At 46.7% G+C, this 24338-nt stretch carries 19 protein-coding genes; 12 read left to right on the top strand and 7 right to left on the bottom strand.

Annotated elements, in window-relative coordinates:
- The first annotated feature begins 52 nt into the window (after window positions 1–52).
- From ABW391_RS20055 to ABW391_RS20045, 3 genes are read left to right on the top strand one after another with little or no spacing between them, the layout of a single operon-like run.
- Window positions 53–259, top strand: coding sequence for a YgaP family membrane protein (locus tag ABW391_RS20055; RefSeq protein WP_353483694.1), 207 nt, complete (start codon window positions 53–55; stop codon window positions 257–259).
- A gap of 1 nt (window position 260) precedes the next feature.
- Window positions 261–722 (top strand): OsmC family protein, encoded by a 462-nt coding sequence (locus ABW391_RS20050; RefSeq protein WP_353483693.1) that lies wholly within the window; start codon window positions 261–263, stop codon window positions 720–722.
- 26 nt (window positions 723–748) lie between these two features.
- A complete protein-coding gene (locus ABW391_RS20045) occupies window positions 749–1066 on the top strand; it encodes a rhodanese-like domain-containing protein (RefSeq protein ID WP_353483692.1) in 318 nt (105 codons plus the stop codon).
- A gap of 288 nt (window positions 1067–1354) precedes the next feature.
- Here ABW391_RS20045 and ABW391_RS20040 read toward each other — a convergent pair whose 3' ends face one another.
- Complete coding sequence (locus ABW391_RS20040) at window positions 1355–2269, bottom strand: LysR family transcriptional regulator (RefSeq protein WP_353483691.1); 915 nt, start codon at window positions 2267–2269, stop codon at window positions 1355–1357.
- 90 nt (window positions 2270–2359) lie between these two features.
- On the opposite strand from ABW391_RS20040, the gene ABW391_RS20035 reads away from it, so the two are divergent.
- The 5 genes from ABW391_RS20035 to ABW391_RS20015 all read left to right on the top strand — a co-directional run bounded on the left by ABW391_RS20035 (window position 2360) and on the right by ABW391_RS20015 (window position 11834).
- Window positions 2360–3979 (top strand): proton-conducting transporter transmembrane domain-containing protein, encoded by a 1620-nt coding sequence (locus ABW391_RS20035; RefSeq protein ID WP_353483690.1) that lies wholly within the window; start codon window positions 2360–2362, stop codon window positions 3977–3979.
- A gap of 42 nt (window positions 3980–4021) precedes the next feature.
- Window positions 4022–6514, top strand: coding sequence for a YbcC family protein (locus ABW391_RS20030; RefSeq protein WP_353483689.1), 2493 nt, complete (start codon window positions 4022–4024; stop codon window positions 6512–6514).
- Window positions 6515–6842: 328 nt separating this feature from the next.
- Window positions 6843–7766: a hydroxypyruvate isomerase family protein gene (locus tag ABW391_RS20025; RefSeq protein ID WP_353483688.1), complete on the top strand. Its 924-nt coding sequence runs from the start codon at window positions 6843–6845 to the stop codon at window positions 7764–7766.
- 17 nt (window positions 7767–7783) lie between these two features.
- A complete protein-coding gene (locus ABW391_RS20020) occupies window positions 7784–8458 on the top strand; it encodes an SGNH/GDSL hydrolase family protein (RefSeq protein WP_353483687.1) in 675 nt (224 codons plus the stop codon).
- Between the two features lie 58 nt (window positions 8459–8516).
- Window positions 8517–11834, top strand: coding sequence for a ThuA domain-containing protein (locus ABW391_RS20015; protein WP_353483686.1), 3318 nt, complete (start codon window positions 8517–8519; stop codon window positions 11832–11834).
- A gap of 146 nt (window positions 11835–11980) precedes the next feature.
- On the opposite strand, the gene ABW391_RS20010 is transcribed toward ABW391_RS20015, so the two are convergent.
- Window positions 11981–12868, bottom strand: coding sequence for a hypothetical protein (locus ABW391_RS20010; protein ID WP_353483685.1), 888 nt, complete (start codon window positions 12866–12868; stop codon window positions 11981–11983).
- Window positions 12869–13111: 243 nt separating this feature from the next.
- On the opposite strand from ABW391_RS20010, the gene ABW391_RS20005 reads away from it, so the two are divergent.
- Window positions 13112–14389 (top strand): replication-associated recombination protein A, encoded by a 1278-nt coding sequence (locus ABW391_RS20005; protein WP_353483684.1) that lies wholly within the window; start codon window positions 13112–13114, stop codon window positions 14387–14389.
- 25 nt (window positions 14390–14414) lie between these two features.
- Here ABW391_RS20005 and ABW391_RS20000 read toward each other — a convergent pair whose 3' ends face one another.
- The 5 genes from ABW391_RS20000 to ABW391_RS19980 all read right to left on the bottom strand — a co-directional run bounded on the left by ABW391_RS20000 (window position 14415) and on the right by ABW391_RS19980 (window position 21328).
- Window positions 14415–14924, bottom strand: coding sequence for a hypothetical protein (locus ABW391_RS20000; RefSeq protein ID WP_353483683.1), 510 nt, complete (start codon window positions 14922–14924; stop codon window positions 14415–14417).
- A gap of 113 nt (window positions 14925–15037) precedes the next feature.
- Window positions 15038–16861 carry a translational GTPase TypA gene (gene typA, locus ABW391_RS19995; protein WP_353483682.1) on the bottom strand — a complete coding sequence of 608 codons (1824 nt, stop codon included), beginning with the start codon at window positions 16859–16861 and terminating at the stop codon, window positions 15038–15040.
- A gap of 389 nt (window positions 16862–17250) precedes the next feature.
- On the bottom strand, window positions 17251–17526 hold the full coding sequence (locus tag ABW391_RS19990) for a hypothetical protein (protein ID WP_353483681.1): 276 nt from the start codon (window positions 17524–17526) through the stop codon (window positions 17251–17253).
- 350 nt (window positions 17527–17876) lie between these two features.
- Window positions 17877–20309, bottom strand: a complete 2433-nt coding sequence (locus ABW391_RS19985) for a T9SS type A sorting domain-containing protein (protein WP_353483680.1) — start codon at window positions 20307–20309, stop codon at window positions 17877–17879.
- A 176-nt stretch (window positions 20310–20485) separates the two neighbouring features.
- Window positions 20486–21328 (bottom strand): hypothetical protein, encoded by an 843-nt coding sequence (locus ABW391_RS19980; protein WP_353483679.1) that lies wholly within the window; start codon window positions 21326–21328, stop codon window positions 20486–20488.
- A gap of 171 nt (window positions 21329–21499) precedes the next feature.
- On the opposite strand from ABW391_RS19980, the gene ABW391_RS19975 reads away from it, so the two are divergent.
- From ABW391_RS19975 to ABW391_RS19965, 3 genes are all read left to right on the top strand, one after another.
- Window positions 21500–22600, top strand: coding sequence for an RluA family pseudouridine synthase (locus ABW391_RS19975; RefSeq protein WP_353483678.1), 1101 nt, complete (start codon window positions 21500–21502; stop codon window positions 22598–22600).
- A gap of 77 nt (window positions 22601–22677) precedes the next feature.
- Window positions 22678–23706, top strand: a complete 1029-nt coding sequence (locus ABW391_RS19970; protein WP_353483677.1) for an aldehyde dehydrogenase family protein — start codon at window positions 22678–22680, stop codon at window positions 23704–23706.
- Between the two features lie 6 nt (window positions 23707–23712).
- Window positions 23713–24336 carry a metallophosphatase domain-containing protein gene (locus ABW391_RS19965; RefSeq protein WP_353483676.1) on the top strand — a complete coding sequence of 208 codons (624 nt, stop codon included), beginning with the start codon at window positions 23713–23715 and terminating at the stop codon, window positions 24334–24336.
- The last annotated feature ends 2 nt before the right edge of the window (window positions 24337–24338 follow it).

The following is a 24338-nucleotide window of genomic DNA, read 5'->3' as shown; positions in this document are numbered from 1 at the left end:
GGGGCTTTCCATCATCCTAACTTTGTGGTGTAAACAATCAAAATCAGTTACAATGATGAAAAACATGGGATCAGTTGACAGAATCGTTCGGGTAATGATTGCTGTCTTCATTGCGGCGCTCTACTTTGCTGGACAAATCAATGGAACAATTGCTATCATCTTATTGGCAATAGCTGGCATTTTTATACTCACCAGCTTCATCAGTTTCTGTCCTTTGTATTGGCCTTTTGGCATTCACACCAACAAAAAATCTGCATAACATGGCACACCACATTGAAAGTATTTGGATGGGAAAAATGCAATTTAATGCCTTGGTTGACGGCCATACCATTGTAATGGACGCCCCGGAACGCGTAGGCGGAGAAGACAATGGTCCTATTCCCAAACCCTTTGTACTGACGGCTTTGTCTGGCTGTACAGGGATGGATGTTGTCAAGCTTTTGCGTACGGCCAAAAAAGAGATCGACAGCCTAGATATCAATGTTGACGGCGAGATCACCAAACAACATCCAATTGAGTACATTGCCATTCATTTGATCTATGAGTTTCGCGGGCCAGACGGGAGCAAAACAGCCGCACTAACAGCCGTGACTGATTCGCAAGAAAAATATTGTGGCGTTAGCAGTATGTTGAAAAAAATCATGCCCGTTACTTGGGATGTCCTGTACAACAACGAACTTATTTTTAGCAACAAACCAGTATTGGTTGCGCAATACAATTAAAATCACAAACTTAATTCATAGTTACAATGATGGATAAAATCAAATCTTTCTTAGGCATTGCAGCGGCTCCCGATTATGCGGAAATGGTAAAAAATGGTGCCATTATTCTTGATGTGCGCTCTCCTGGGGAATATGCAGGCGGACACATCAGGGGAGCCAAAAACATCCCAGTGAGCGACTTGGTCAAACAGATGGGCAAACTCGACAAAACCAAAACGATCATCACCTGCTGTGCCTCTGGCGCAAGAAGCGGTGTGGCTAAGGCAATGCTAGCTGCCAATGGTTTCACAGAAGTTTACAACGGCGGCGGATGGAATTCTTTGGAGGGAAAAATAGCAGAATAGCGATACCCATAAACGAGAATAAAAAGCGGCAGTGTGGATATGAGTAGACATTTTCCACGCTGCCGTTTTTGATGATAACCCCGCTGACTCAAGTCTTTCATCCTAACGTACTGCTGGTTTAATGCCCGACCCTCCACCAGCGTTAGGCTATGAAAATTAATGGGAAGGTCTGGTCTAGCAGGAATCCGAAATCTGAATAAGCTCTAAACTTTGCAAAGCCCCAAACCTTGGTTCAAAAGACCAGATGCGCTTTTCTTTTGAAAAAGGCTACAACTCCATCTACTTTATTCAAACTTCTTTCCACTCCTCTCCATAGCTCAAATACCAGTAAAAATGCTTTTTTAGAATATTTTGCTTCTCCGTTCTGACGTATTCCAAAAAAGCCTGACTAACTGGCAACAGTTTTTTTCCTTTTAACCATATCAATCGCCACTGCGTATTGATGGGAAGTCCAGCGGATGGCAGGATGTAGATTTCCTTGCTCATCAATTCATTGTGCATCCCGATCAGCGGCATAATCGAATGCCCCATCCCCGCAATTACCGCCTGTTTCACCGCTTCATTCGAGGTTAGCTCAATTCTCTTTCTTTGCTTACCCTCCTGCTTTTCAAAATATTGCTCCATCATCATGCGGGTAGCTGATCCTTCCTCCCGGTAAATCAATGGCTTGCCTTCATTTCGAACCGGCTCGCTGCCCATCAGATACAATTTATTTTCGATAAGCAACTCTTCCTCTACATTCAAGTTACTGGGTACAACCGATACCAAGGCGAAATCCGTCTCATTATTTTTAAGGCTCTCAACGACCCGGCTTTTGTTGGTAACATCGAGTACCAGATCAATACCGGTATGCTGATCCAGAAATCCACTCAAAAAAAAAGGGATCACATATTTACCCGTTGAAGCGGATGAGATGGCCAGTTTTCCCGTCAACATTCCTTGAAATGCCATTGTCTTCGCGTTAATGTTCTCCAACTCTTGGACAACACGCTCGGCGATTTCCGCCACTTGTTTGCCAAATTCCGTGATGTAAAGTTGCCGACCAACTACTTCTGTAAGGGGAATCTCAAATTGATCCTGCAGGTTTCTAAGTTGAATAGAAACAGCGGGTTGGGTCATAAATAGCTCCACGGCAGCCTTCGTAATACTCTTGGTTTTTACCACCTTCAGAAAAATCTGCAGTTGATGCAAAGTGTAATCCATAAATATTCATTATGTATTTCATAACAAATATAAATAAAAATTTATGAATTGCGCGCTTCAAATTTGCACCGCAATTAAAATTCATCCAAAATGTCAGAAAATTTCTTAGCCTTAATGGCCTTACTATCACCTGCGGCTTTTGCACTCACCGCTATTTCATCCTGGATTCAACCGGGATTTAGACCCGGACTTGTCAAAAGGATGAGCTATATATCTGCTATCCTTAGTATAGCGATGGTTGCCTGGAGCGGATTTTTTGTCTTTGAGCGCGGTCTTTTACAATCGGTGCTGGTAGGGGTAAACGGATTGGGGTTCAACATCCGACTTGATTCCCTCAGTACGCTCATGCTAGGACTGATTGCGCTTTTAGGATTCATCATTATCAAATTTAGCAATACCTACCTCGATGGAGATCAACGTCAAGGTGCTTTCATGGGCAGACTGGCGGCTACGATTGCCTCGGTACAACTGCTGGTACTTTCGGGCAATCTGGGCTTACTTTTTGTTTCCTGGATTTTGACAAGCATTTCGTTGCACCGTTTGCTGGTTTTTTATCCCGACAGACCTGGGGCGCAAATTGCTGCTCGCAAAAAGTATATCCTTGCCCGGCTCGGAGATTTGAGTCTCTTTTTTGCCTTCCTACTGCTGTATCTTCAATTTGGTTCGGGCAATCTGGAGGTCATCTTTACGGCGATAAAAAGCAGTTCCTCCGCAGATTTTTCCTTCATGGCGGTGGAGGCAACCACCTTATTTTTAGCCTTAGCCGCTCTGCTCAAATCGGCGCAATTCCCGACCCATGGCTGGTTGATCGAGGTCATGGAAACACCTACCCCGGTATCGGCTTTGCTTCATGCGGGCTTGTTAAACGCAGGGCCTTTCTTGATCATTCGAATGGCCTACGTGATGGATACCAGCACTGTGGCGCCCATTCTCCTGATGGTTGTAGGAGGAAGTACTGCCCTATTTGCATCAGTGGCCTACTTAACCCAAACGTCCATTAAGACCGCACTCGGCTACTCCAGTGTGGCCCACATGGGTTTTAGTTTAATGGTTTGTGGTTTGGGCGCTTACCCGGCGGCAATGCTCCACTTGGTAGCGCATTCATTTTACAAAGCACATGCCTTTCTCTCCTCGGGAAGCGTGATCGACCTGATTCGGGCAGCGAAAGTTACCCGTACCAGCCAATCGGTAAGTCCATTAAAAGTTATATCTGGTATCGCGATGGCTTTAACCCTCTATACTGGATTTGCGCTGATCTGGGGCATTGATCCGGTAAACGAGTTCGCGCTTTTGGTCGTTGGCGCTGTAATCGTCCTGGGCTTAGCGCGGCTATTCACCTCCGCTTTAATGGTGAAAAGTGGTGCATTGCTGCTGCAAACATCCCTGCTGTCTCTAATGGTGACGGTCGCTTTCTTTACCTTGGAATCGAGCGCAAGATATTTACTCGCCAATCAAGTGCCTGCGCTGGCCTTGCCCGGATGGGGAAAAATCATCGCTGCTGGCTTACTCTTACTGGCATTTGGGCTGGTGGTTTTCATTCAAATAATCGCACCTCAGCTAACCCCTGGTCCTTACTACCGCAGCCTGGCTATTCATGTCAGAAACGGCTTTTATGCCAATGCGCTTTTTGATCGGCTGGTGGGTGCTTTAAGCATCCATACTAACGCGCGCCAACTGGAGAAAAAAGAACTCCAGGAGCAACAGGTTTGAATGTACAAGAAGAAAAGGATTTAACCGCTTAAACAAACAAGCATGAAAGACCTCGTTTTAACGCCAACAATAACAATTAAAGGGGAGACGCTGCTGAAGGTACTGCGTCAGGCTTGCAAAAAAATTGCTCCGGTTTGGCCACTAGAAAATTTTGTAGCCGTAAACCCTTACCTAGGTTTAACCGACCAAAAATTTGAAACGGCGGCTCATAATCTAGCAAGAATAGGCGCCTCGCATATGACGTTGCCGACTTCTTTCTACCTCAATAAAATTCGGGAAGGAAACATAACCCACCAGGATCTGGCAGCTGCATTGTACAATAAATCCGCTCAGAAAATAGCGGTGGATGCGTTTATCAACCACCTGGAACTTGCTGATAATCAAGTGCAAGAGTCTCAAACAATATCAACGCTGATTGATGTAGCAACGCAAGTGACAGCGAAAGATTGGAATCGTTTCGTTACTTCCAGAATCTCGGTATGGGCCGCTTCCTATTTTGACCATGGACAAGCCATGTGGATCGCCGCTGATCAGCAAGCAGGACTTTTTTCGGCTTGGAAAGCTGAGGCAGCTGTGGATCGAACCCCAGAAATTGCCGGGCTGACCGGTTTTCGCAAAGCGGTAAGCGCCTTGCCCACGGATGCGCTAAAAGCCGTGCAAAGTGCACTCAGCATCCTTGAGGTGTCAGCAACTGACCTACCCGATTATTTGCATCGCTTGTTGCTAAAGGTCGGCGGATGGTCGGCTCATGCCGCTCGCCTCGACTGGGATAGTGAATTGTATGGCGGCCAAGATGGCAAGTTAATCGAATTCCTGGCCGTGCTGATTTGCTGGGAAGCATGTCTGTTCCAATGTCTGGATACACCGGTACTGCGGGTGATGTGGTTGCAGGCTAAAAAAGAGCTTTCAGAATCCCTTGGTCAAACCGAGCCTGATCAGGCGCTTGCCGAAAAACTGATCTTACAAGAGGCATTTGATTTGGCTATCCAGCGCGAAATCATCGAAAAATTCAGAAAAGCTACCAACACGCCTCCGAGAGAAAATACGCAGGTAAAGGCGCAGGCAATTTTTTGCATCGACGTTCGCTCAGAAGTGTATCGGAGAAATCTGGAGCTAGTAGATCAAGGAATAGAGACCATCGGGTTTGCAGGTTTTTTTGCCTTTCCGATTAAGTACATTCCCATTGCCCATGAAGTTGGAGAAGCCCAATGCCCTGTGCTGATCAAAACTGGACCAATCTTACTGGAAGAGATCAGCGACCCAAAGGCCAACCAACAGGCTTATCAAAGCAGGATTCTGAATCGGCGGGTCTATCAGGTATGGAAATCGTTTAGAGCTGGCGCCATTTCCTGTTTCAGTTTTGTTAGCCCAATTGGACTTTCTTATCTACCAAAGCTTTTTACCGATTCATTTGGTCTTACTCGGCCTGTTCCTCATCCGGATCAAGCGGGCTTGAAGTCAAAATATTCAAAAAACAAAAACATTAGTCTGGAGGTGGCTATTCATCATCATGAAACGGTGGGAATCCCTCTAGAGGAACGGATACAGATGGCCAAGAATGCCTTGAGTGCCATGTCGCTGACAGAAAACTTTGGAACTTTTGTTTTGATAGTTGGACATGGTTCTACCACCGTCAACAACCCCTACGCCACTGGTCTCGATTGCGGGGCTTGCGGTGGACATACCGGGGAAGCCAATGCCCGCGCAGCAGCGGCCATTCTAAACGATGCAGCCGTAAGGAAAGGTCTGATAGATGAAAAAATGGTTATCCCCGACAACACGGTATTTTTGGCTTGTCTTCATGATACCACCACCGATGAGATCCATATTTTCAACGAACAGGAAGTACCTTTTAATCAACATGAAGCACTACTGGATCTCAAAAAGACCTTGGCCCAGGCCGGGCATGCCACCCGAACAGAAAGAGCAGTAAGGATGTCCATTGATAAAAACGTGGACACCGAGATAAAAGGACGGAGCAAAGACTGGTCGCAAGTGCGGCCGGAGTGGGGTCTTGCAGGTTGTCATGCCTTTGTGGTAGCCCCAAGAGCGCGAACTCAAAATCTTGATTTTGGAGGTCGGTCTTTTTTACACTCTTATGAATGGAAAAAAGACAATGGATTTTCAATTTTGGAATTGATCATGACTGCCCCCATGGTGGTTACAAGCTGGATCAACTTGCAGTATTACGCCTCCACGGTAGACAACAAACTCTTTGGCTCGGGCAACAAAACCTTGCACAATGTGACTGCCGGCCTTGGAGTGTTGGAAGGTTTTTCGGGAGATCTGCGCGTAGGCTTACCCCTGCAATCCGTACACGATGGTGAAAATTATCAGCATGAGCCGGTGCGGCTAAAAGTGATCATCGAAGCGCCAATCCCCGCCATGAATGCGATCTTGGAAAAACATGAGTCGGTACGAAATCTCTGTGACAACGAGTGGATTCACCTATTCAAAATGGATGAAGAGGGTCAGGTATCCCATCGGTATTCCGGGAATTTGACCTGGGAGGCGTTTGGAACAACTCAGGTATGAGCATGGCTGAATACAGGAGGATTTCATAAATAGTAAGCACTACAATAAGACCATATTTTTTGCTAAAGGCAGCCTCCTGGATGGGAGTGCTGCCTTTTTTATGCCAGCAAAAAAAATCCAAAATATTTCATAGAAGTATACTAATCAAATCTTTAAATGTAGTGATCTGCAAAATGTACAAATAACATTTTACCACTTAAAGTCTTTTCCTTATTTTGTACCGAAACTGGAATTGCTCTCCATTTGACTCACCTCATGGTACGCAGTAACCATAGGTAAGCGCGCCAACTTCTTAAGCCTAAAACCCATAACTCTAAAACTTAAAATGATGCAAAGAAGGAAATTCGTTCAGTCAGCCTTAGCTACCTCTGCGGCACTCATGTCTACTGCGGCGGTAAATGCGGCCTCCACAACCGGGAATCTGCTTACACCCAAGCGCCAATTCAAATTGAAGTATGGCCCCCATATCGGCATGTTTGAAAACAATGCGGGCAAAGACCCCATCGATCAGCTCAAATTCATGGCCGATCAGGGATTCACTGCGTTTGAAGACAATGGCATGAAAGACCGCACGCCTGAATTGCAGGCCAAAATGGGCGAAACCATGGCCAAATTGGGCATCCAGATGGGGGTATTTGTGGCGCATAAAATATATTGGACAGAACCCAGCCTAACTTCTGGCAAGCAGGACAAGCGCGATGAATTCCTGCAACAAATCAAGGAGTCAGTTGAAGTAGCCAAGCGGGTCAACGCCACCTGGATGACCGTGGTGCCTGGATATGTTGACTTGCGGCAGGAAATGGGCTACCAAACCGCCAATGTGATCGAATCGCTAAAACAAGCTAGTGCCATTCTGGAGCCACACAAACTGACCATGGTACTGGAGCCGCTCAATTTTCGGGATCACCCGGGGTTGTTCTTGACCAAAGCGGCGCAAGGCTATACGGTTTGCAAGGCCGTCAACAGCCCTTCTTGCAAAATCCTTTTTGACATTTACCATCAGCAAATCACCGAAGGCAACTTGATCCCCAACATGGAAAGGGCCTGGGATGAAATTGCTTACATCCAGATTGGTGACAACCCTGGCCGAAAGGAACCCACCTCTGGTGAAATCAACTACAAAAACGTGTTTAAATTCATCCACAGCAAAGGCTTCACTGGCGTATTGGGTATGGAACATGGCAACGCCAAACCGGGCAAAGAAGGCGAAATGGCCTTGATTAAAGCCTATGAAGAAAGCGATAGTTTTTAGATTAAAAAAAGCAAAATATGTTCAAACGAATTCCATTATTTTTTACCTGGGCTTTGAGCCTTTTGTCTTTGGCCATGACTCAAGATCAAACCATCAAAGTGGTGCTTTTTGGAGACTCCATCACCCAGGCTGGTGTACAACCGGGAGGTTACATCACCAAAATGAAGGAAGCACTTGAAAAACAGGGCATTAAAGACAAGTACCAACTCATCGGTGCAGGCATCGGTGGCAATAAGGTGTACGACCTCTACCTGCGCCTGGAAGAAGACGTACTGGCACAAAAACCCAACGTGGTGGTGATTTATGTGGGCGTCAACGACGTTTGGCACAAAACCAGCTTACAAACCGGTACCGATCCGGATAAATTTGAGCGTTTTTATGTCGCCTTGATCAAGAAATTCCAGACCAATGGCATCAAGGTCATCTGCTGCACTCCTGCTGTAATTGGCGAACGTACCGATCACAGCAACCAGCAAGATGGTGACCTCAATCGCTACTCTGGCATGATCAGGGACATTGCCGCAAAATACGATTGCCCGGTAGCTGATTTGCGCAAAGAATTCCTGGCCTACAACCTCAAAAACAATCCCCAAAACAAGGAGTCGGGCATCCTGACTACCGATCGGGTGCATTTGAATGATGCAGGTAACCAATTGGTTGCTGATTTGTTGTTGAAAATGATTGTGCGTTAGGGACGGAAAGAAATAAGTGTTTCTTTTTGCCCACTACTTAATATTCAAAACTTGTAAAATGTACAGAAATTTCATCCTGCTGTTATTGTGTTTTTTTTCCCTGACCGCTTTTTCCCAAAAGAGAATTTTGGTGTTTTCCAAAACAACGGGATGGCGGCACAACTCCATCCAAAGAGGCATCCAATTTTTTCAGGATTGGGGAAAAACCAATGGCGTAACCGTTGATACCACCGAAGACAGTGGCAAATTCAACGAAGAAAACCTCAAGCGCTACAACGCTATAGTGTGGCTGAGTACCACCGGCGATGTGCTGAGTCCTGCCCAACAAGTCAGTTTTGAGCGCTACATCCAAGCGGGTGGGGGCTACATGGGCATCCATGCCGCTGCCGATACCGAATACGGTTGGCCTTGGTACAACAAGTTGATGGGCGGTTATTTTGCCAGCCACCCTGGCAATCCCAACGTTCAGAAAGGGACCATGACCGTGATCGATCGTACGCATCTTTCTACCCAACACCTTGATCCGTCTTTTGAACATACCGACGAGTTCTACGATTTCAAGTCCTTGCGTACCGATTTGATCACGCCTTTGATCAAAGTGGAAGAAAAATCGTACAAAGATGGCAAAATGGGCGATTACCACCCGATGGCCTGGTACCACGAGTTTGATGGAGGTAAGGCTTTTTACACCAACTTTGGGCATACCTGGGAGTCGTTTGAAGACCCCAAGATCCAAAAGCACTACATTGGAGGCCTGCAATGGGCAATGTCCGAAAAACTGGATTACACCAAGGCCAAGAGCGAACAGGCGCCAGATCCTGCCCGCTTTAGCAAAACGGTGCTGGCCAACAACCTGGATGAACCAACTGAGTTGGCGGTATTGCCCAACGGCAAAGTGCTTTTCACCGAGCGCAAGGGCAAACTCAAGCTTTGGAACCCCAAAGATGGCAAAATTAAAGTGGTGGCCACTTTCGATTTGTTCAACCAGTTTGAATATGGCCTGATGGGCTTGGGAGCTGATCCACAATACGACCAGACCAAGCGCCTGTTTTTGTACTACACGCCCAAAGACGATACCCGCGAAAACCGCTTGTCTCAATTCACTTACGATGACGTAAACGACACTTTGTTGTTCGCTTCAGAAAAAGTAGTCTTGCGCGTACCTGTCAAAAAAGACGGCTGCTGCCACACTGGTGGCTCTATTGCTTTTGATGGCAAAGGCAACCTGTTTTTGAGTACTGGCGACGATACCAACCCTTTTGAGTCCGATGGTTACGGCCCGATTGATGGCCGTCCAGGACGCAGTGGTTTTGATGCCCGCTTTACGTCTTCGAATACCAATGATTTGCGGGGCAAAGTCTTGCGCATCAAGGTGCAATCCGACGGAACTTATACCATTCCTGCTGACAACTTGTATCCGGTAGGTACGGCCAAAACCAAGCCCGAAATCTTTGTAATGGGCTGCCGCAACCCTTACCGCATTGCAGTTGACAAGCACACCGGTTATGTGTACTGGGGCGACGTAGGCCCAGATGCCGGAGAAGACAGTGCCGAACGTGGCCCACGCGGGCATTGCGAGTTCAACCAGGCCCAAAAGGCCGGATACTTTGGCTGGCCTTTGTTTGTGGCCAACAACAAGCCTTACCGCCGTTGGGATTTTGATGCCAAAACGGCTGGAGTCGCTTTTGATCCGCTCAAGCCCGTCAACGAGAGTGCTTACAATACGGGCTTGACCGAATTGCCACCCGCACAGAAGCCGTTGGTATGGTACCCTTATGTAGCATCCCCTGAGTTTCCTTTGATGGGCAAAGGTGGCCGCAACCCGATGGCTGGGCCTGTGTACTACGCCGAAGATCACAAAAACGCCCCCAATCGCTTCCCGAATTACTACAGCGGCAAGTTTTTTGCCTACGAATGGATGCGCGATTGGATCATGGTTTTTACCCTGGATGAAAAAGGTAATTTTGCCGATATGGAGCGTTTTGCGCCCAATATCCCGTTATCCAACCCGATGGACATGGTTTTCCACACCGATGGTACCATGTACATGTTGGAGTACGGCAAGAAATGGTTTTCGGCCAACGAAGACGCTACCTTGTTCAAAATTGAATACAATCCAGGCAACCTTCCACCAAGTGCCAAGCTGGAGACCAGCACCACCGCTGGTCAAGCACCTTTGTCGGTTCAGTTGAATGCTTCGGCATCCAAAGACCCCGAAGGTCAGCCTTTGAAGTATGCCTGGGATTTGGGCAATGGCAAACGCAGCACCAAACCCAATCCAATCGCCAAGTACAAGTCGGCTGGGTTTTATGAGGCTGAACTCACCGTAACCGATGCTCAAGGCAAGGCGACCTCCTCAAAAGTAGGCATCCGGGCAGGCAATGAGACGCCCAAACTGGATTTGACCGTGAAAGGCAACCAGACCTTCTTCTTTCCTGGCAAGCCACTGGACTATGCGGTGAAAGTAACCGATAAGGAAGACGGCGAAACCGGCAAAGGCATCAATGCAGACGACGTGGCGGTAAGCCTCAATTACCTTGAAGGGTTTGACCGCACATTGGCAGCGCAAGGCCACCAAACCAATTCCGGCTTCGTAGCGGGCAAGCGCCTGATCGAATTGTCGGATTGCAAGTCTTGCCACCAGATGAAAGACAAGTCAGTTGGACCATCTTTTGTAGAGATTTCCAACAAATACAAAAACAGTTGGGAACCTGTGGCGAGCATTTTGGCCAATAAAATCCTCAAAGGCGGCAAAGGCGTTTGGGGCGAACAAGCCATGAACGCGCACCCACAATTGACCAAGTCGGAGGCTGAATCAATGGCCGAATACATCCTGTCCTTGAGCAAGGAGAAAAAGCCCGAAAACCGCCCCTTGGCCGCCAGCATTACTTTGACCGAGCACGAGAAAAAGCAACCCGGAACTTACCTGGTGAGTGCGAGCTACACTGATAAAGGTATTCCGATGGTGGGTGCATTGATTGCCAGTCAAACCATCGCCCTGCGTTATCCAATGCTGCGGGCTGGCGAAGCGGATGCCCTGCGCGAAACCATGGGGCAGCGCAACAATCCGGATAACCCCATCCAAATTGCCAACGACAACGCTTACCTGCGGTACAACGGAATTGACTTGCAAGGGATTTCAAAGATCACCGTGTTAACCAAGGGAAATGGAGTTGGTGGAAAAATGGAACTGCGGGTGGGATCACCAGAAGGCACGTTACTCGGGGAAACCGACTTTCCCGGAGGGAACAAAAAAGAGGCCTCACTCAAGTTAACTGGTGTACTTCCGGGAAAACAGGATATTTTCTTCGTCTTCCGCAACCCGAATGCCAAAGGGAATTTCCTGGGAGGAGTGGATCGGTTTGAGTTTGAGTAAGGATTAGGAGGATTTTTTGTTTCACGCAGATTCGGCGCAGATTGAACCGCAGATTTCACACAGATTTTTCTGCGTCAAATCTGCGGTTTAATCTGTGCAAAATCTGCGTGAAATAAAAACATTTGGAAGTATGTGCCTGAACACTTTCATTTCGGCGCATTAACCAAGGCATAAATCAATTGAGGCACCATCGTGGCCTCCACTACTTCAAGTTTCAGTGCTAAATTATTGGCGGAATGCCCATCAAAACTGGTATGTCCCAGGTAATACTGCCCCTTGTTGAACCCCAGCATCACTACACTGGCGGCAGCTCGGCGAGGGATATTGAAGGCGCAAAACTTGTTTTCATAGGGGAAAAGCTTCACAACCGCCTGGTGATGATGAAAAACCAGGAAAGCTTGTTTGTGTTCAAAACGCTGATCGGGATACCGAACGCTCAACATGGATTTCAGTCCTTCTTTGGACAAAGGTTGTTGGGCGCTGAACCAGCCCAGGTGATCGATGTCAAATTTGAGCCAGCGTTGCCCATTTAACTTCAGCAAGGGTTGATTGTTGTTGAAAAACGGAATCCAGTCTTGATCGGCTAATGCACTAAAAGAGCGGGTACTGGCGTTGGCCAGGGTAACAATTTGCAATTTGGAAGGCCGGTTTTGCAAAGTATTGATTGGCCATTCAATATGCAAGGGTTTGAGTAAAGTGAGGATTTCTGTGCCAGAGCGGGCCTCTAATCCAAACATACCTGCCGATTCAAAAACCCCATCGCGTGAAGTTGTAGGTCGGGCCGCAAGCAACATTCCTGCTTTGTGTACGATTTCTACCAATTCCAGTTCGATTCTTTCGGTTACAATTCTACCCTTTGCATCTGCAAAAGAACCTGGTAAAATGTGGAGGCGCAACCCTCTTTCTCCACTCAATTGATTGAGTCGGGTTGGGTCAATCCACAATTGTTGTTTGGGCAGCCAACGCAAAATAGCATCATCAGCTAGCGCTGCGCTTTGGCCCACCACCTTTAAGTGACTGATGTTAGCAGCCATAGTTTTCTACATAGTTTAGGTTGCGTGCCACATGAGGGAACTGTTTGGCCATCGCTGTTCGTCAATAGTAAAGTAACTAAAGAGGGTAGATAAATTTAGACAGGTAGATGCTCTCGAAGAGAATGGACTTAAATTGCGTCCTAAAATAATTGTGAATACTAAAGTACAATTATTTTAGTTATGAATCCTGATTATTGTGATATTTTTCCGTTTTCTTAAAATTTTGACACGAAATATACAATTATGCAGCCACTTGCGGAAAGAATGCGCCCAAAACGCCTCGCTGACTACCTCGGACAGGAACACCTGGTAGGGGAGGGTTCGGTATTGCGACAGGCACTGGCGGCTGGATTTTTGCCTTCCATCATCCTTTGGGGCCCTCCGGGTGTGGGAAAAACCACCCTGGCAAATATTTTGGCTACCGAACTGGAGCGGCCATTTTACAGCCTGAGCGCCATCTCAGCAGGTGTCAAAGATGTGCGCGATACCATTCAGAAAGCAGAGCAGCAACGGTTTTTTAATCGACCTAACCCCTTGTTGTTCATTGATGAGATACACCGCTTTAGCAAATCGCAGCAAGATGCCTTATTGGGTGCGGTAGAAAAAGGGGTGATCACCTTGATGGGCGCCACCACCGAAAACCCTTCCTTTGAAGTGATCCCTGCCTTGTTGTCGCGGTGTCAGGTGTACGTGTTGAAACTTTTGGAAACCGATCAATTGCTGCAATTGATTCAGGACGCGCTGCACAAAGACGAATTTTTGAAAACCAAAAAGGTGCGCTTTGAGAGTTACGACGCCATTTTGCATTATTCTGGTGGGGATGCCCGCAAGTTGTACAATATTCTGGAACTGTTGGCCAGCCAGGCACCTGATGTAAATGGTGAAATTATCGTCGACGACGCCCTGGTAACCAATATTTTGCAACAGCACATTTCGGCTTACGACAAAGGCGGTGAACAGCACTACGACATCGCTTCAGCCTTCATCAAGTCCATCCGGGGCAGCGACCCCAATGCAGCAGTATACTGGTTGGCGCGCATGATCGAAGGGGGAGAGGATGTCAAGTTTATTGCCCGGCGCATGGTGATTGCGGCTGCTGAAGACATCGGCCTAGCCAATCCCAATGCTCTTTTGATGGCGACCACCGCTTTTCAGGCAGTACAGGCGGTTGGATTGCCGGAGGCCAGGATTATCTTGTCACAGGCGGTCATCTATCTGGCTACTTCACCCAAAAGCAACTCTGCCGTTGTGTCGATTAGTAAGGCGCAGGAATTGGTGCACCAAAAGGGCAATCAACCCGTGCCGCTGCACCTGCGCAATGCTCCAACCCAACTGATGAAAAAACTGGACTACGGCAAAGCCTACCAGTATTCGCACGATTTTCCGCAAAACTTCGTAGAGCAGGAATACTTGCCCGAAAGCCTGAGTGGCACCAAGCTCTTTGACCCAGCAGATAACCCGGCGGAAGAAAAGACCCGGGGCTGGTTGCGGGGGCTGTGGAAGAAGAAGTATGGGTATTGAATGCTCCCAAAAAACGTTGTGTTATTTATTGTTCCCTACTGAACACTACCCGCTGTAAATTATCTACTGAATAATTTATTACTCCGTTGTTTTCCGCAATAATTTTCTTGCCAGAGGTGACCTCAGAAATGAGCTTATTGTCCAAAAGCTCATAGGTAGAAGTGAGCATTACGCCACTGGTTTCAAATATGCTGTAGAGCTTATTGCCAAAAAGGTAATCCTGCAATTGCACACCCACGCCTTCCTCCCTGATGTACCAGTTTTTGGCTGCATCTTTTAGTCGAATCACGTAGTTTTTGGTCACGGGCATTCTTCCGGTAAAGGCTTCTGTTTTCCAACTCCAAGACGGGATTGCGGCATCTTTAATCGGAGCAATGCTTAGTTGCATTTTGATGCTGTCTTTGACGATTCCGTTTCTGGAAATGTACATCACTCCTTTCCACTTGCCGATACACCGATCAGGAAAGTAATTTTGCGCAGAAAGCGTCCAGGAGAATCCGAACAATACCAACAATAAGTACAATTGTGTTTTCATACCATAAAGAAAACAAAAATCTGATTGTGAAAAAAGTCCATTAACAAAAAAAGAGCACCATCGCAAAATGGTGCTCTCCTGATAATGTTGGTATTGCAACTTTGCAGGTACAATTAATCTTCAGACACCAACTCAACCGTTTGCTTATTGGAAGAGCGTTTGCGTTCGTGCTCTTTCAAGTAAATTTTGCGCAAGCGAATGTTGGCAGGTGTAACTTCTACGTATTCATCCTCCATGATGTATTCCAGGGCCTCTTCCAGAGTGAAGCGGCGAGGTGGAATCAAACGGATTTTATCATCGGAGCCGGAAGCCCGTACGTTGGTCAATTTTTTGGTAACGGTCAGGTTGATGATCATGTCACCGGGGCGGTTGTTTTCGCCTACTACCTGGCCTTCGTAAATGTCTTCGTTGGTACCAATGAAGAAAGTACCACGGTCTTGCAAGTTGTTGATAGAGTAGGGAATGGATTTTCCTGGATCCTTACTGATCAATGAACCGTTGGTGCGTCCTGGAATTTCGCCTTTGTGGGATTGGAAATTCAAGAGGCGGTGGGTCATTACGGCTTCACCCGCAGTAGCGGTCAGCATTTGGCTGCGCAAACCGATGATGCCACGAGATGGAATCTCAAAACGCAAAATCATGCGATCGCCTTTGGGCTCCATGGAAGTCATCATGCCTTTGCGGCGGGTCACCATTTCGATGGCTTTGCCAGAAACATTTTCCGGTAAGTCGATGGTCATGTCTTCAATTGGCTCATGAAGTTGGCCTTCGATGCGTTTCATGATTACTTGAGGTTGACCAATCTGCATTTCGTATCCTTCGCGGCGCATCGTTTCGATGAGTACCGCAAGGTGCAATACCCCACGGCCAAATACCCGCCAGGAATCGGCGGAATCAGTAGCCATCAGGCGCAAAGCCAGGTTTTTCTCCAACTCTTTCTCCAAACGCTCTTTGATGTGGCGAGAAGTCACAAACTTGCCTTCCTGACCAAAAAACGGTGAATCGTTGATGGTGAAAAGCATGCTCATGGTTGGCTCATCAATGGCAATTGGCGGAAGTGCCTCTGGGTTTTCTGCATCGGCAATGGTGTCGCCAATTTCAAATCCTTCGATACCCACCAATGCACAAATTTCACCAGCGTGTACTTCTTCGGTTTTCATTTTTTCGAAACCTTCGAAAACGTATAAACCGCGCAAGCGACTCTTGACAAAGGTGCCGTCTTTTTTGCAAAGCGAAACCATTTGTCCTTCCTTCAAACTGCCCCGGTTGAGGCGCCCGATGGCAATCCGGCCAATAAAGCTGGAATAGTCCAAAGAAGTGATCAACAACTGCGTGTTGCCTTCAGAGACAAGAGGCGCAGGAATATGCTCAACAATCGAATCCAAAAGAGGAACAATGCTGTCGGTTTTTTCTTTCCAATCTTCGCTGAACCAGCCACCTTTGCCTGAACCAAACAAGGTGGGGAAGTCCAATTGCTCTTCGGTAGCGTCAAGGTTTACCATCAGGTCGAATACCGCTTCGTGTACTTCGTCCGGTTTGCAGTTTTCCTTGTCTACCTTATTAACGACTACGATTGGCTTTTTGCCCATTTCGAGTGCCTTCTGCAACACAAAGCGCGTTTGTGGCATGGGGCCTTCAAAAGCATCCACCAAAAGCAGTACACCATCGGCCATATTGAGTACCCGCTCAACTTCACCACCGAAATCGGAGTGACCAGGGGTGTCAATGATGTTAATTTTGTAGTTCTTGTAACGGATAGACACGTTTTTGGCCAGGATCGTGATGCCACGTTCCCGCTCCAAATCGTTGTTGTCCATGATCAAGTCACCGGGTCGTTCATGGTCTTTGAACAATCTTCCGGCAGCAATCATTTTGTCAACCAAGGTAGTCTTGCCGTGGTCTACGTGAGCAATAATAGCAATGTTGCGCAGTTCCATAGAAAATTTTTCGTCGGGATTTGACAGCAAAAAATGCGATTGTGTCACACCCCTTTACTCAAACAAGGCGCAAAAGTAGTCAATTATCCAAGAAGATGCACGAAAAAGATGTTAATTATTTGAAAAGAAATAGATTGGAGATGTAAAATGTAAGTAGGAGAGGAGCTAAAAAAAAGAAGCGGAATCAAGCCTGGCCTGATTCCGCTCTACATTTGGGACATGTTCATTTAGAATAAAATTTCTAAATTAAATGGTTTTGGGAATTAAGTAACGCAGAAAAATTAACTTCCCGATTTTGGGTTTTGAATAGGAAGTCGAACGGTTCATTTTAAGTGAGCTTCCTATTCAAAACCCTCTCAAAAAATCGGGAAGTAGTTTTTTGCGTCTTACTAAGATGCAAGGGAAAAATTTCTGACTACCTGCAAATTGGTGGACGGATTTGAGATCAAATCCACTTTCAACGTACAGCGCTCGTATTGAAGGGCATATGTTTGTTGGACGTGAGAAGGATTCAGTTTGGCCATCTTGACTACTTTGGCACCTACATAGGCTCCTACTTCCTCGCGGAAGTCGCTCATCATCGCTTGAATGTCGGTTACGACATTGCCTGCTTCCTGGTTTAGGAGACCCACGGTGAGGGCTAATTTGATTTTTCGGATGTTCATGACGTTTGGATATGTTAATGGGTTTGGGATAGAAATTTTCTTTCAAAAGCTTTCCAATAAAACCGATTTTATTGGGAAGATGTTGCTTGTCAAAGTTTTAAAGTACTGTTAATGTTTCTTGGATGACAGTTATCAAAACCTTAACAATTTAAGAAAAGCGCCTCTTTTGGCATGCTTTAACCTAAATACGGAGCAAATCCGCTTTTGGATTTCGATGCTGCTGTTATTTAGTGTCTTTTCCAGCAAATAAGTTCCCGGGCGTACCCGGATATTTTTGCAATCAAAGACAGTGTATAGATGCATAAGGCTGTATCTACCCCTATTGTACTCAAAGATTTTAAATAAAATAATCAGTGAAGCACCACAACCCGTTCTATCCAAACCTGATTTTGGCTGTGCAATTCAAGAAAAACAAGGCCTGATGGAATGTCAGCAACGTTTATTTGATCCAGGTAGCTGTTGATCATTTGTTCTTTCAATACCCGTCCTTGGAGGTCTTTCAATATAAACTTGCCTTGTGGAAGGAAGGAATTGGGCAAGGCCACAATTATTTTTTCATTGCTGGGATTGGGGAAGACGCGAATTCTTTTGTCCTCGTTGGTGCTTAATGGTGCGGTCTCTTTGATTTGCTTGATGGGCGTGTTGAAGTTTTTGGCCAGAACTATGACTTCGCCAACCTGGGTACGCAATTTTAATGGTCTTTCAGCCAAGTCAATTATTTCGATCAATCGGGTTGTATCCACCCACACCGGGCTGGTTCCAAGAGCCAGGGTGGTAAAACACAATTCAAAAAGGGTGCTTTGATTGGGTAAAGTGGCCGGGTTTTTACCATTGTACACCCAAGTCAGGATTAGTGGGATTTTACTCAAAGGCCCAAAAAGCGGTTTGATCGGATTATTCGCTGCAATTCGGACAGAATCGAGTTTGAGGATTTTTGGATCGTAAGATGTTTCAAATTGCAAGCCAATGATGTTTTTAAAGCCATTTGCTTTTACCGGAACACATATGGATTTGCCTAAACCAGTGGTGACTTTACTGTACGCCAAGCCTACATCCAAGCTACCCGTATTGGGGGCCAATACATTGACATAGCTGATGCAGGAGTCACGGTTTCCTCCCAATCCATTGACTGAAGATTCATAAAAAACGGCTTTGCCTTCGTCGCATTCGAAGACGTCGATGAAAAATTGTTTTGGGGTAAAATACATTTTGGCAAAAGGGCCACTTTTGATCAATTCAAAATGTTCCAAGGCGTTTCCATCCTTGTCAAGGTCGTAGTCGGAATAAGGTTTGTTGAAATTAGCCAGGCAACTTGCTTCTACAATTCTACGTACTCCAGAATAGTAAACGGCACAGGGATCTCCTTTAAAGAAACCATTTACACCCAAAACCCGTTCTGATTTTACACCATTAGACGTGCCAGAAATCTTAACATCAAACGGAATGGGACAGGTTAATTTTACCTGGGCAGCCACCCGGATTCCCAAATCCAGGCTTTTGGTGTACAGGTTTTGACAACTGTCAACCAATGTGAAATTGATGCGATAGTCCCCAACTTTCAGAATCAAAGAATCCAGATTGTACCTGCTCCGTTTTACAAAACGTTTGCTGTTTACGTCGTAAACTTCAATTTCCCATGCAAACTGCTTGAGTTTACACAAAGGGTTGATTTGCAATTGAAACAAAGCCTTCAATTGCTCCAGCTTGCCTGGGATGGTTCGGGTACAAGTACTTGCGTTTACGATTAGTTCGTGCCTCTGCTTGCTGGAAACGATGGCTTCCCGCTTATTGGAATTGGGTTTGAGAGAAATTTGCAGGGTATCCACAATCACATTTTTACATTCGTCGTAGATCAAAAACCTGCGGGTAATGCTTATTCCATCGCCATTGCATACGGTATCTATTTTTTCCTGAATGGCCTGTGAAAATTGATTGATGCCCGGTACCGGAATGTTTTCAATGCCAACGGCGGGATAAATCAGGTCGATGGGAATTTCTTTGGGATTAGGCGTACAACCATTGTAATACAAGGTCAGGTTCTTTTCCTTGAGTTGGGACAAGCTCCAATGTACATCTGTTTTGACAGGTCTCTTAATGTAAAGGTACTGAACACTGGAACTTGTGCGCTGCTGGCAATCGCGCGCCACCCAGGAGCGCTGAATGGTTACAAACAGGTCATTGCCCTTTTTTACTTCTGGGCACAAAACGCCATTTACATTGTCAAAAAAACTAAGCGAGATTCCACAGCTTGGCGTTTGACAACCCATGCTGAAATAGGGAATTCCCAAATTGGGTACATTGTCAGGCTTCAATTGTGTAAACCGACCGTCGAAAGTAAGTCTGGTTGGAAATTCTCCCAACGAAAGGTTACTGCCAGGTACACCCGTACTGGGTAGTGAACCATTGATGTTGAGCCAGTTGCGGAAGGAAAGGGTGTCTTTAATGTAGTTGACCGAATCGAGTACAGGCCCCACTGGTGCTGCCGCAATGACATTGCCCAGGCAAATCAACCTGCCGTCGTTTTGGTACAAGCCATAGGTGTATGAGCCCGGTGCATCAATGGTGTCGCGGTTTTGGGGCTTGTTGTCCAGCACGGCGATATAGCTATCGGGGCAATTCTTGAGTCCCAATATCGCTTTGGTCAGCACATACTTGCACTGCGCATTGACTTCTATAACCAGTTTCTGGTTGCAATTGCAATCGGTTTGTGCCGCAAGGATGTTCCAGGAAAACAAAAATACAAGCAAACACAGGTTGGCTTTGATCATCAATTGGGTCAGCATTTGACAAATATTTAATGGTTAAATAGGTAAGAATATAGACTAATTGAAAGGCGATTATAGTGCAGTAAAAATATGGAGATTATCTATGTGTTTTCGCAATTTAAATGTTAAATTTTTAAAAAAAAGCCCTGCACTAAATCAATGTGCAGGGCTTTTTTACCCGGAGTCAGCTTAAATTACTGCCCAACTGGCAACACCACATATCCATTTTGCGCCAATTGGCCAAAATGATCGTATGAAACCCAGATGTAACCCGCTCTACCCCAGACGCTGCCCCAGGGACTCATCAGTTCCACCATACGTTTGTCTTCATTGAAACTCACTACGGCCATGGGGTAAGTTTTGGAAGGAACACCTTGCGGTGCCCAGGTATCTTTGCCATTGGCCAGAGGCAGGGATGCATCCGCGTTGAGTTCAACAATTACCGGATTGCCGCGCACCAGGGCTTTATGGATTTCAAAAACCTTTTGCAGGGGTTTGGTCAATGGGCTAAATACATGCAGGTAATTGGTAATCCTGAATTTACTGGCATTGTACACCGCATTGGTCAAGCGATCTGACCCATAAGGCAAGATGGCCGAATCGACCGTACCATTTTGAGACAAAAACTGAAACGCTTCGCTGAACTGCAAAGCCCGGTTTTGGCCCAACAAATTGAGGGTGATGAAATCCGGGCTGAGGTTGATTTTGTAATTGTTGTCCTGGTTGAAATAAAATTCCAGACATGCTGCCAGAGTATAGCTCATCTCGGTGCCAGTTTGCTCAATTTGACGGACGGGCATCATGAAGGGTTTTACACTTTGCTCACGCAGGTTATCCAGGCTGTTGGCTCGACCTACTCCCTTCACAAAAGGCATCATAAAATCGATGAGTTTTTGGTCTTGCACGCCAAAGGCAGCGGATTGGCTATTTTTTGGAACCGACAAGGGGACGGAAGAGGGATTTATCTGAGCCTGGGTAGAATGGAGTGCCAAAAATCCAAAACCCAACAGGAGGGTACAAATGCGCATATGGTTCATAAGGATCTTTATTTTGAAAACAAAACGACGATTTAAAGCCTTTTGGTTTATTATGCTTGGATAAAAAATAAATATTTAGTTTACTGGGAAGGGACGGGGATTTAATAATGAATTTGTACTAATCGGTACTTACCATTACCTTTGCAGATCATAAAAGCAAGAGTCGGAGTAATGGAGCAAGATAAGATTGAACCTGAAGAACACAATCATGAGTATTCCGACAGCCTCACGGACGAATTTTACGATTATCGGATCATTGAGGTTGACGCAAAGCAGTCGCCTTTGCGCATAGACAAGTTTTTGATGGATCGAATCGGCGAGGTTTCCCGAAATAGGGTACAAAATGCCATCAAAACCGGATCCGTTTTGGTCAATGAGCAGGAAATAAAACCCAACTTTAAAATCAAACCCGGGCAAAAGATCACCCTCATTCTGCCCAAATCCACCACCGATAAATACCGCCTGGTTCCGCAAAATATTCCACTAACCATCGTGTACGAAGACGAGGATTTATTGGTGATCAACAAACCTCCTGGCCTGGTTGTCCATCCCGGAGTAGGGCATTTTAAGGGTACACTGGTCAATGCTCTGGCTTACCACCTCAAACTGAATCCCGATCAAATTTCAGGCGGCAATTTTCAGGAAAGAGTCGGTTTGGTGCACCGCATCGACAAGAATACTTCAGGGTTGCTGGTGGTTGCCAAAAACGAATTTGCGCTGAGTCACCTGGCCAAGCAATTCTTTTATCACACCATCGAACGAACCTACTTCGCCCTGGTTTGGGGTGAACCCGAGGAAGACCGAGGCAGCATCAATGCGCACGTAGGCCGACATCCACGCTTTCGCAAGGATTACACTGTTTTTCCTGAAGGTGACCAAGGCAAATGGGCGGTTACCCATTACGAAGTACTGGAACGTTTGTATTACGTGAGTTTGGTCAAATGTACCCTGGAAACGGGCCGCACCCACCAAATTCGGGTACACATGAAATACCTGGGGCATACCCTGTTCAACGATGAGAAATACGGTGGAGACGAAATCCGCAAAGGCACCGTTTTTACCAAATACAAAATCTTTGTCGACCACATGTTTGACCTGTTGCCTCGGCACGGCCTGCACGCCAAGTCACTGGGTTTTGTGCATCCCCGCACCAACAAGTTCATGCACTTTGAATCCGAGCTACCCGACGACTTCAAAGCTGCCCTTGAACAATGGCGCGTTTACCTGGAAGGCCGCAAATCTTCCGCCAAAGGCAACCTCAGCCAGCTCTAGCCGCCACCCCACGAATTTATTCCTGGGATAGGACAAGATGAAAAACAGGAAAAGACGAGGAAAGAAAACCCAACCACATGCAAGCAACCCAACGCATCCACGCCCTGATCCAACTCGGAAACCACCTTCGCCAGGAAGACGAATACCGCCATGCGGTGATGCACCGCTCTTCTGTTCACAATCCCTGGTTTACTCTCGAAAACCAGGAGCGGGCCATTGAAGCCATTGCCGAGCAATTTCTGGCGGAAGCCCCACTGAACGAGTGGCTCAGTCGCTATGAAATTCCGGTAGAAAACGAAGCTCAAACCATCGGCCTGGTCATGGCAGGCAATTTGCCATTGGTGGGATTTCACGATGTGTTGTGCGTATTTGCAGCCGGCCACAAGGCCAAAATCAAACTTTCGGACAAAGACCCTTACCTCTTGCCCTATTTGCTCAAAGTGCTGGAAAAAATCGATCCGGCCACTGCAGCTTATTTTGAAATCGTAGAGCGCCTCAAAGACATCGACGCCGTAATCGCCACAGGCAGCAACAATTCAGCGCGCTATTTCGAAGCCTATTTTGACAAATACCCCCACATCATCCGCAAAAACCGCAATGGAGTAGGGGTGCTGACCGGTACCGAAAACGCCGATGATTTGCACGAATTGGGGTACGACGTATTCCGGTATTTTGGCCTGGGCTGCCGCAACGTGGCCAAATTGTACCTGCCACAAGGTTACAACTTTCACCCTTTGCTGGAGACTTTGCACGAATACCGCGACATTATTCTGCACCAGAAATACAAGAACAATTTTGACTACAATTTTGCTTTGTACATCCTCAATCGGGTTCATTACGAAGCCAATGGATGCATTTTGATGACCGAAAACCCTTCCTTGCACTCGCGCATTGCAGGTTTGCACTACGAGTACTACCCGGATCTGGGCTGGCTCGAAGCGGAGCTGGAGCGCCGCAGCGAAGAAATCCAATGCGTGATTGCTCAGCCTGGAACACTAAAGACCAAAACATTCGCTTTTGGACAGTCTCAGCACCCCGCCCTTTGGGATTATCCCGATGGCGTGGATACCCTGGCTTTTTTACTCCAACTCAATCAAATAGCTTGATTCACCATGCGTTTCGTTGCCCTATCTGATACCCACGGCAAACACAACTTTGATCTGCCACCCGGAGATGTGCTGCTGCACGCCGGTGATGTTTCATCCCGTGGCTTAAAAAGTGAAGTACAACGCTTCCTGGATTGGTTTTCCAGTCTGGATTATACCTACAAAATCTTTATCGCGGGCAACCATGATTTCTTTTTTGAGGAAGCTTCCAAGCAAGAAATTGACGCCATGATTCCCGACAACCTCATCTACCTCAACGATTCTGGGGTAGAAATTGAGGGCATCAAGATCTGGGGCTCGCCCGTCCAGCCCTGGTTTCACGATTGGGCCTTCAACCGCAAACGGGGTCCAGAAATCCAAAAGCACTGGGACTTGATTCCCGCCGATAGCGACATCGTGATTACCCATGGGCCTGCTTTTGGCATCCACGATCGTCTCATATCGGGGATGCCCGTTGGCTGCGAAGACTTGCTGCCCACCCTGCAACGCATTGCCCCCAAAGTGCACTTGTGTGGCCACATCCACGAAGCCTACGGCGAACGGCAAGTCGGCGAAACCTTGTTTCTGAATGCGAGTATTTTGAATGTTCGTTATGAGATTGCCAATGTGCCGATAGAATTTGAGTTGTAAGG

Source organism: Haliscomenobacter sp. (assembly GCF_040403615.1).
Taxonomy (GTDB): Bacteria; Bacteroidota; Bacteroidia; order Chitinophagales; family Saprospiraceae; genus Haliscomenobacter.
Note: the sequence above shows the minus strand (reverse complement) of the source record. Positions and strands in the feature narration are given on the sequence as shown.

Bases quoted from the DNA above. Each gene is read 5' to 3' on its own strand.
- ABW391_RS20055 (WP_353483694.1), top strand. From the start codon at position 53: ATGATGAAAAACATGGGATCAGTTGACAGAATCGTTCGGGTAATGATT.
- ABW391_RS19965 (WP_353483676.1), top strand. From the start codon at position 23,713: ATGCGTTTCGTTGCCCTATCTGATACCCACGGCAAACACAACTTTGAT.
- ABW391_RS19990 (WP_353483681.1), bottom strand. From the start codon at position 17,526: ATGAACATCCGAAAAATCAAATTAGCCCTCACCGTGGGTCTCCTAAAC.
- ABW391_RS20045 (WP_353483692.1), top strand. From the start codon at position 749: ATGATGGATAAAATCAAATCTTTCTTAGGCATTGCAGCGGCTCCCGAT.
- typA (WP_353483682.1), bottom strand. From the start codon at position 16,861: ATGGAACTGCGCAACATTGCTATTATTGCTCACGTAGACCACGGCAAG.
- ABW391_RS20020 (WP_353483687.1), top strand. From the start codon at position 7,784: ATGTTCAAACGAATTCCATTATTTTTTACCTGGGCTTTGAGCCTTTTG.
- ABW391_RS19980 (WP_353483679.1), bottom strand. From the start codon at position 21,328: ATGAACCATATGCGCATTTGTACCCTCCTGTTGGGTTTTGGATTTTTG.
- ABW391_RS19985 (WP_353483680.1), bottom strand. From the start codon at position 20,309: ATGCTGACCCAATTGATGATCAAAGCCAACCTGTGTTTGCTTGTATTT.
- ABW391_RS20015 (WP_353483686.1), top strand. From the start codon at position 8,517: ATGTACAGAAATTTCATCCTGCTGTTATTGTGTTTTTTTTCCCTGACC.
- ABW391_RS20050 (WP_353483693.1), top strand. From the start codon at position 261: ATGGCACACCACATTGAAAGTATTTGGATGGGAAAAATGCAATTTAAT.
- ABW391_RS20000 (WP_353483683.1), bottom strand. From the start codon at position 14,924: ATGAAAACACAATTGTACTTATTGTTGGTATTGTTCGGATTCTCCTGG.
- ABW391_RS20035 (WP_353483690.1), top strand. From the start codon at position 2,360: ATGTCAGAAAATTTCTTAGCCTTAATGGCCTTACTATCACCTGCGGCT.
- ABW391_RS20025 (WP_353483688.1), top strand. From the start codon at position 6,843: ATGCAAAGAAGGAAATTCGTTCAGTCAGCCTTAGCTACCTCTGCGGCA.
- ABW391_RS20030 (WP_353483689.1), top strand. From the start codon at position 4,022: ATGAAAGACCTCGTTTTAACGCCAACAATAACAATTAAAGGGGAGACG.
- ABW391_RS20040 (WP_353483691.1), bottom strand. From the start codon at position 2,269: ATGGATTACACTTTGCATCAACTGCAGATTTTTCTGAAGGTGGTAAAA.
- ABW391_RS19975 (WP_353483678.1), top strand. From the start codon at position 21,500: ATGGAGCAAGATAAGATTGAACCTGAAGAACACAATCATGAGTATTCC.
- ABW391_RS20005 (WP_353483684.1), top strand. From the start codon at position 13,112: ATGCAGCCACTTGCGGAAAGAATGCGCCCAAAACGCCTCGCTGACTAC.
- ABW391_RS20010 (WP_353483685.1), bottom strand. From the start codon at position 12,868: ATGGCTGCTAACATCAGTCACTTAAAGGTGGTGGGCCAAAGCGCAGCG.
- ABW391_RS19970 (WP_353483677.1), top strand. From the start codon at position 22,678: ATGCAAGCAACCCAACGCATCCACGCCCTGATCCAACTCGGAAACCAC.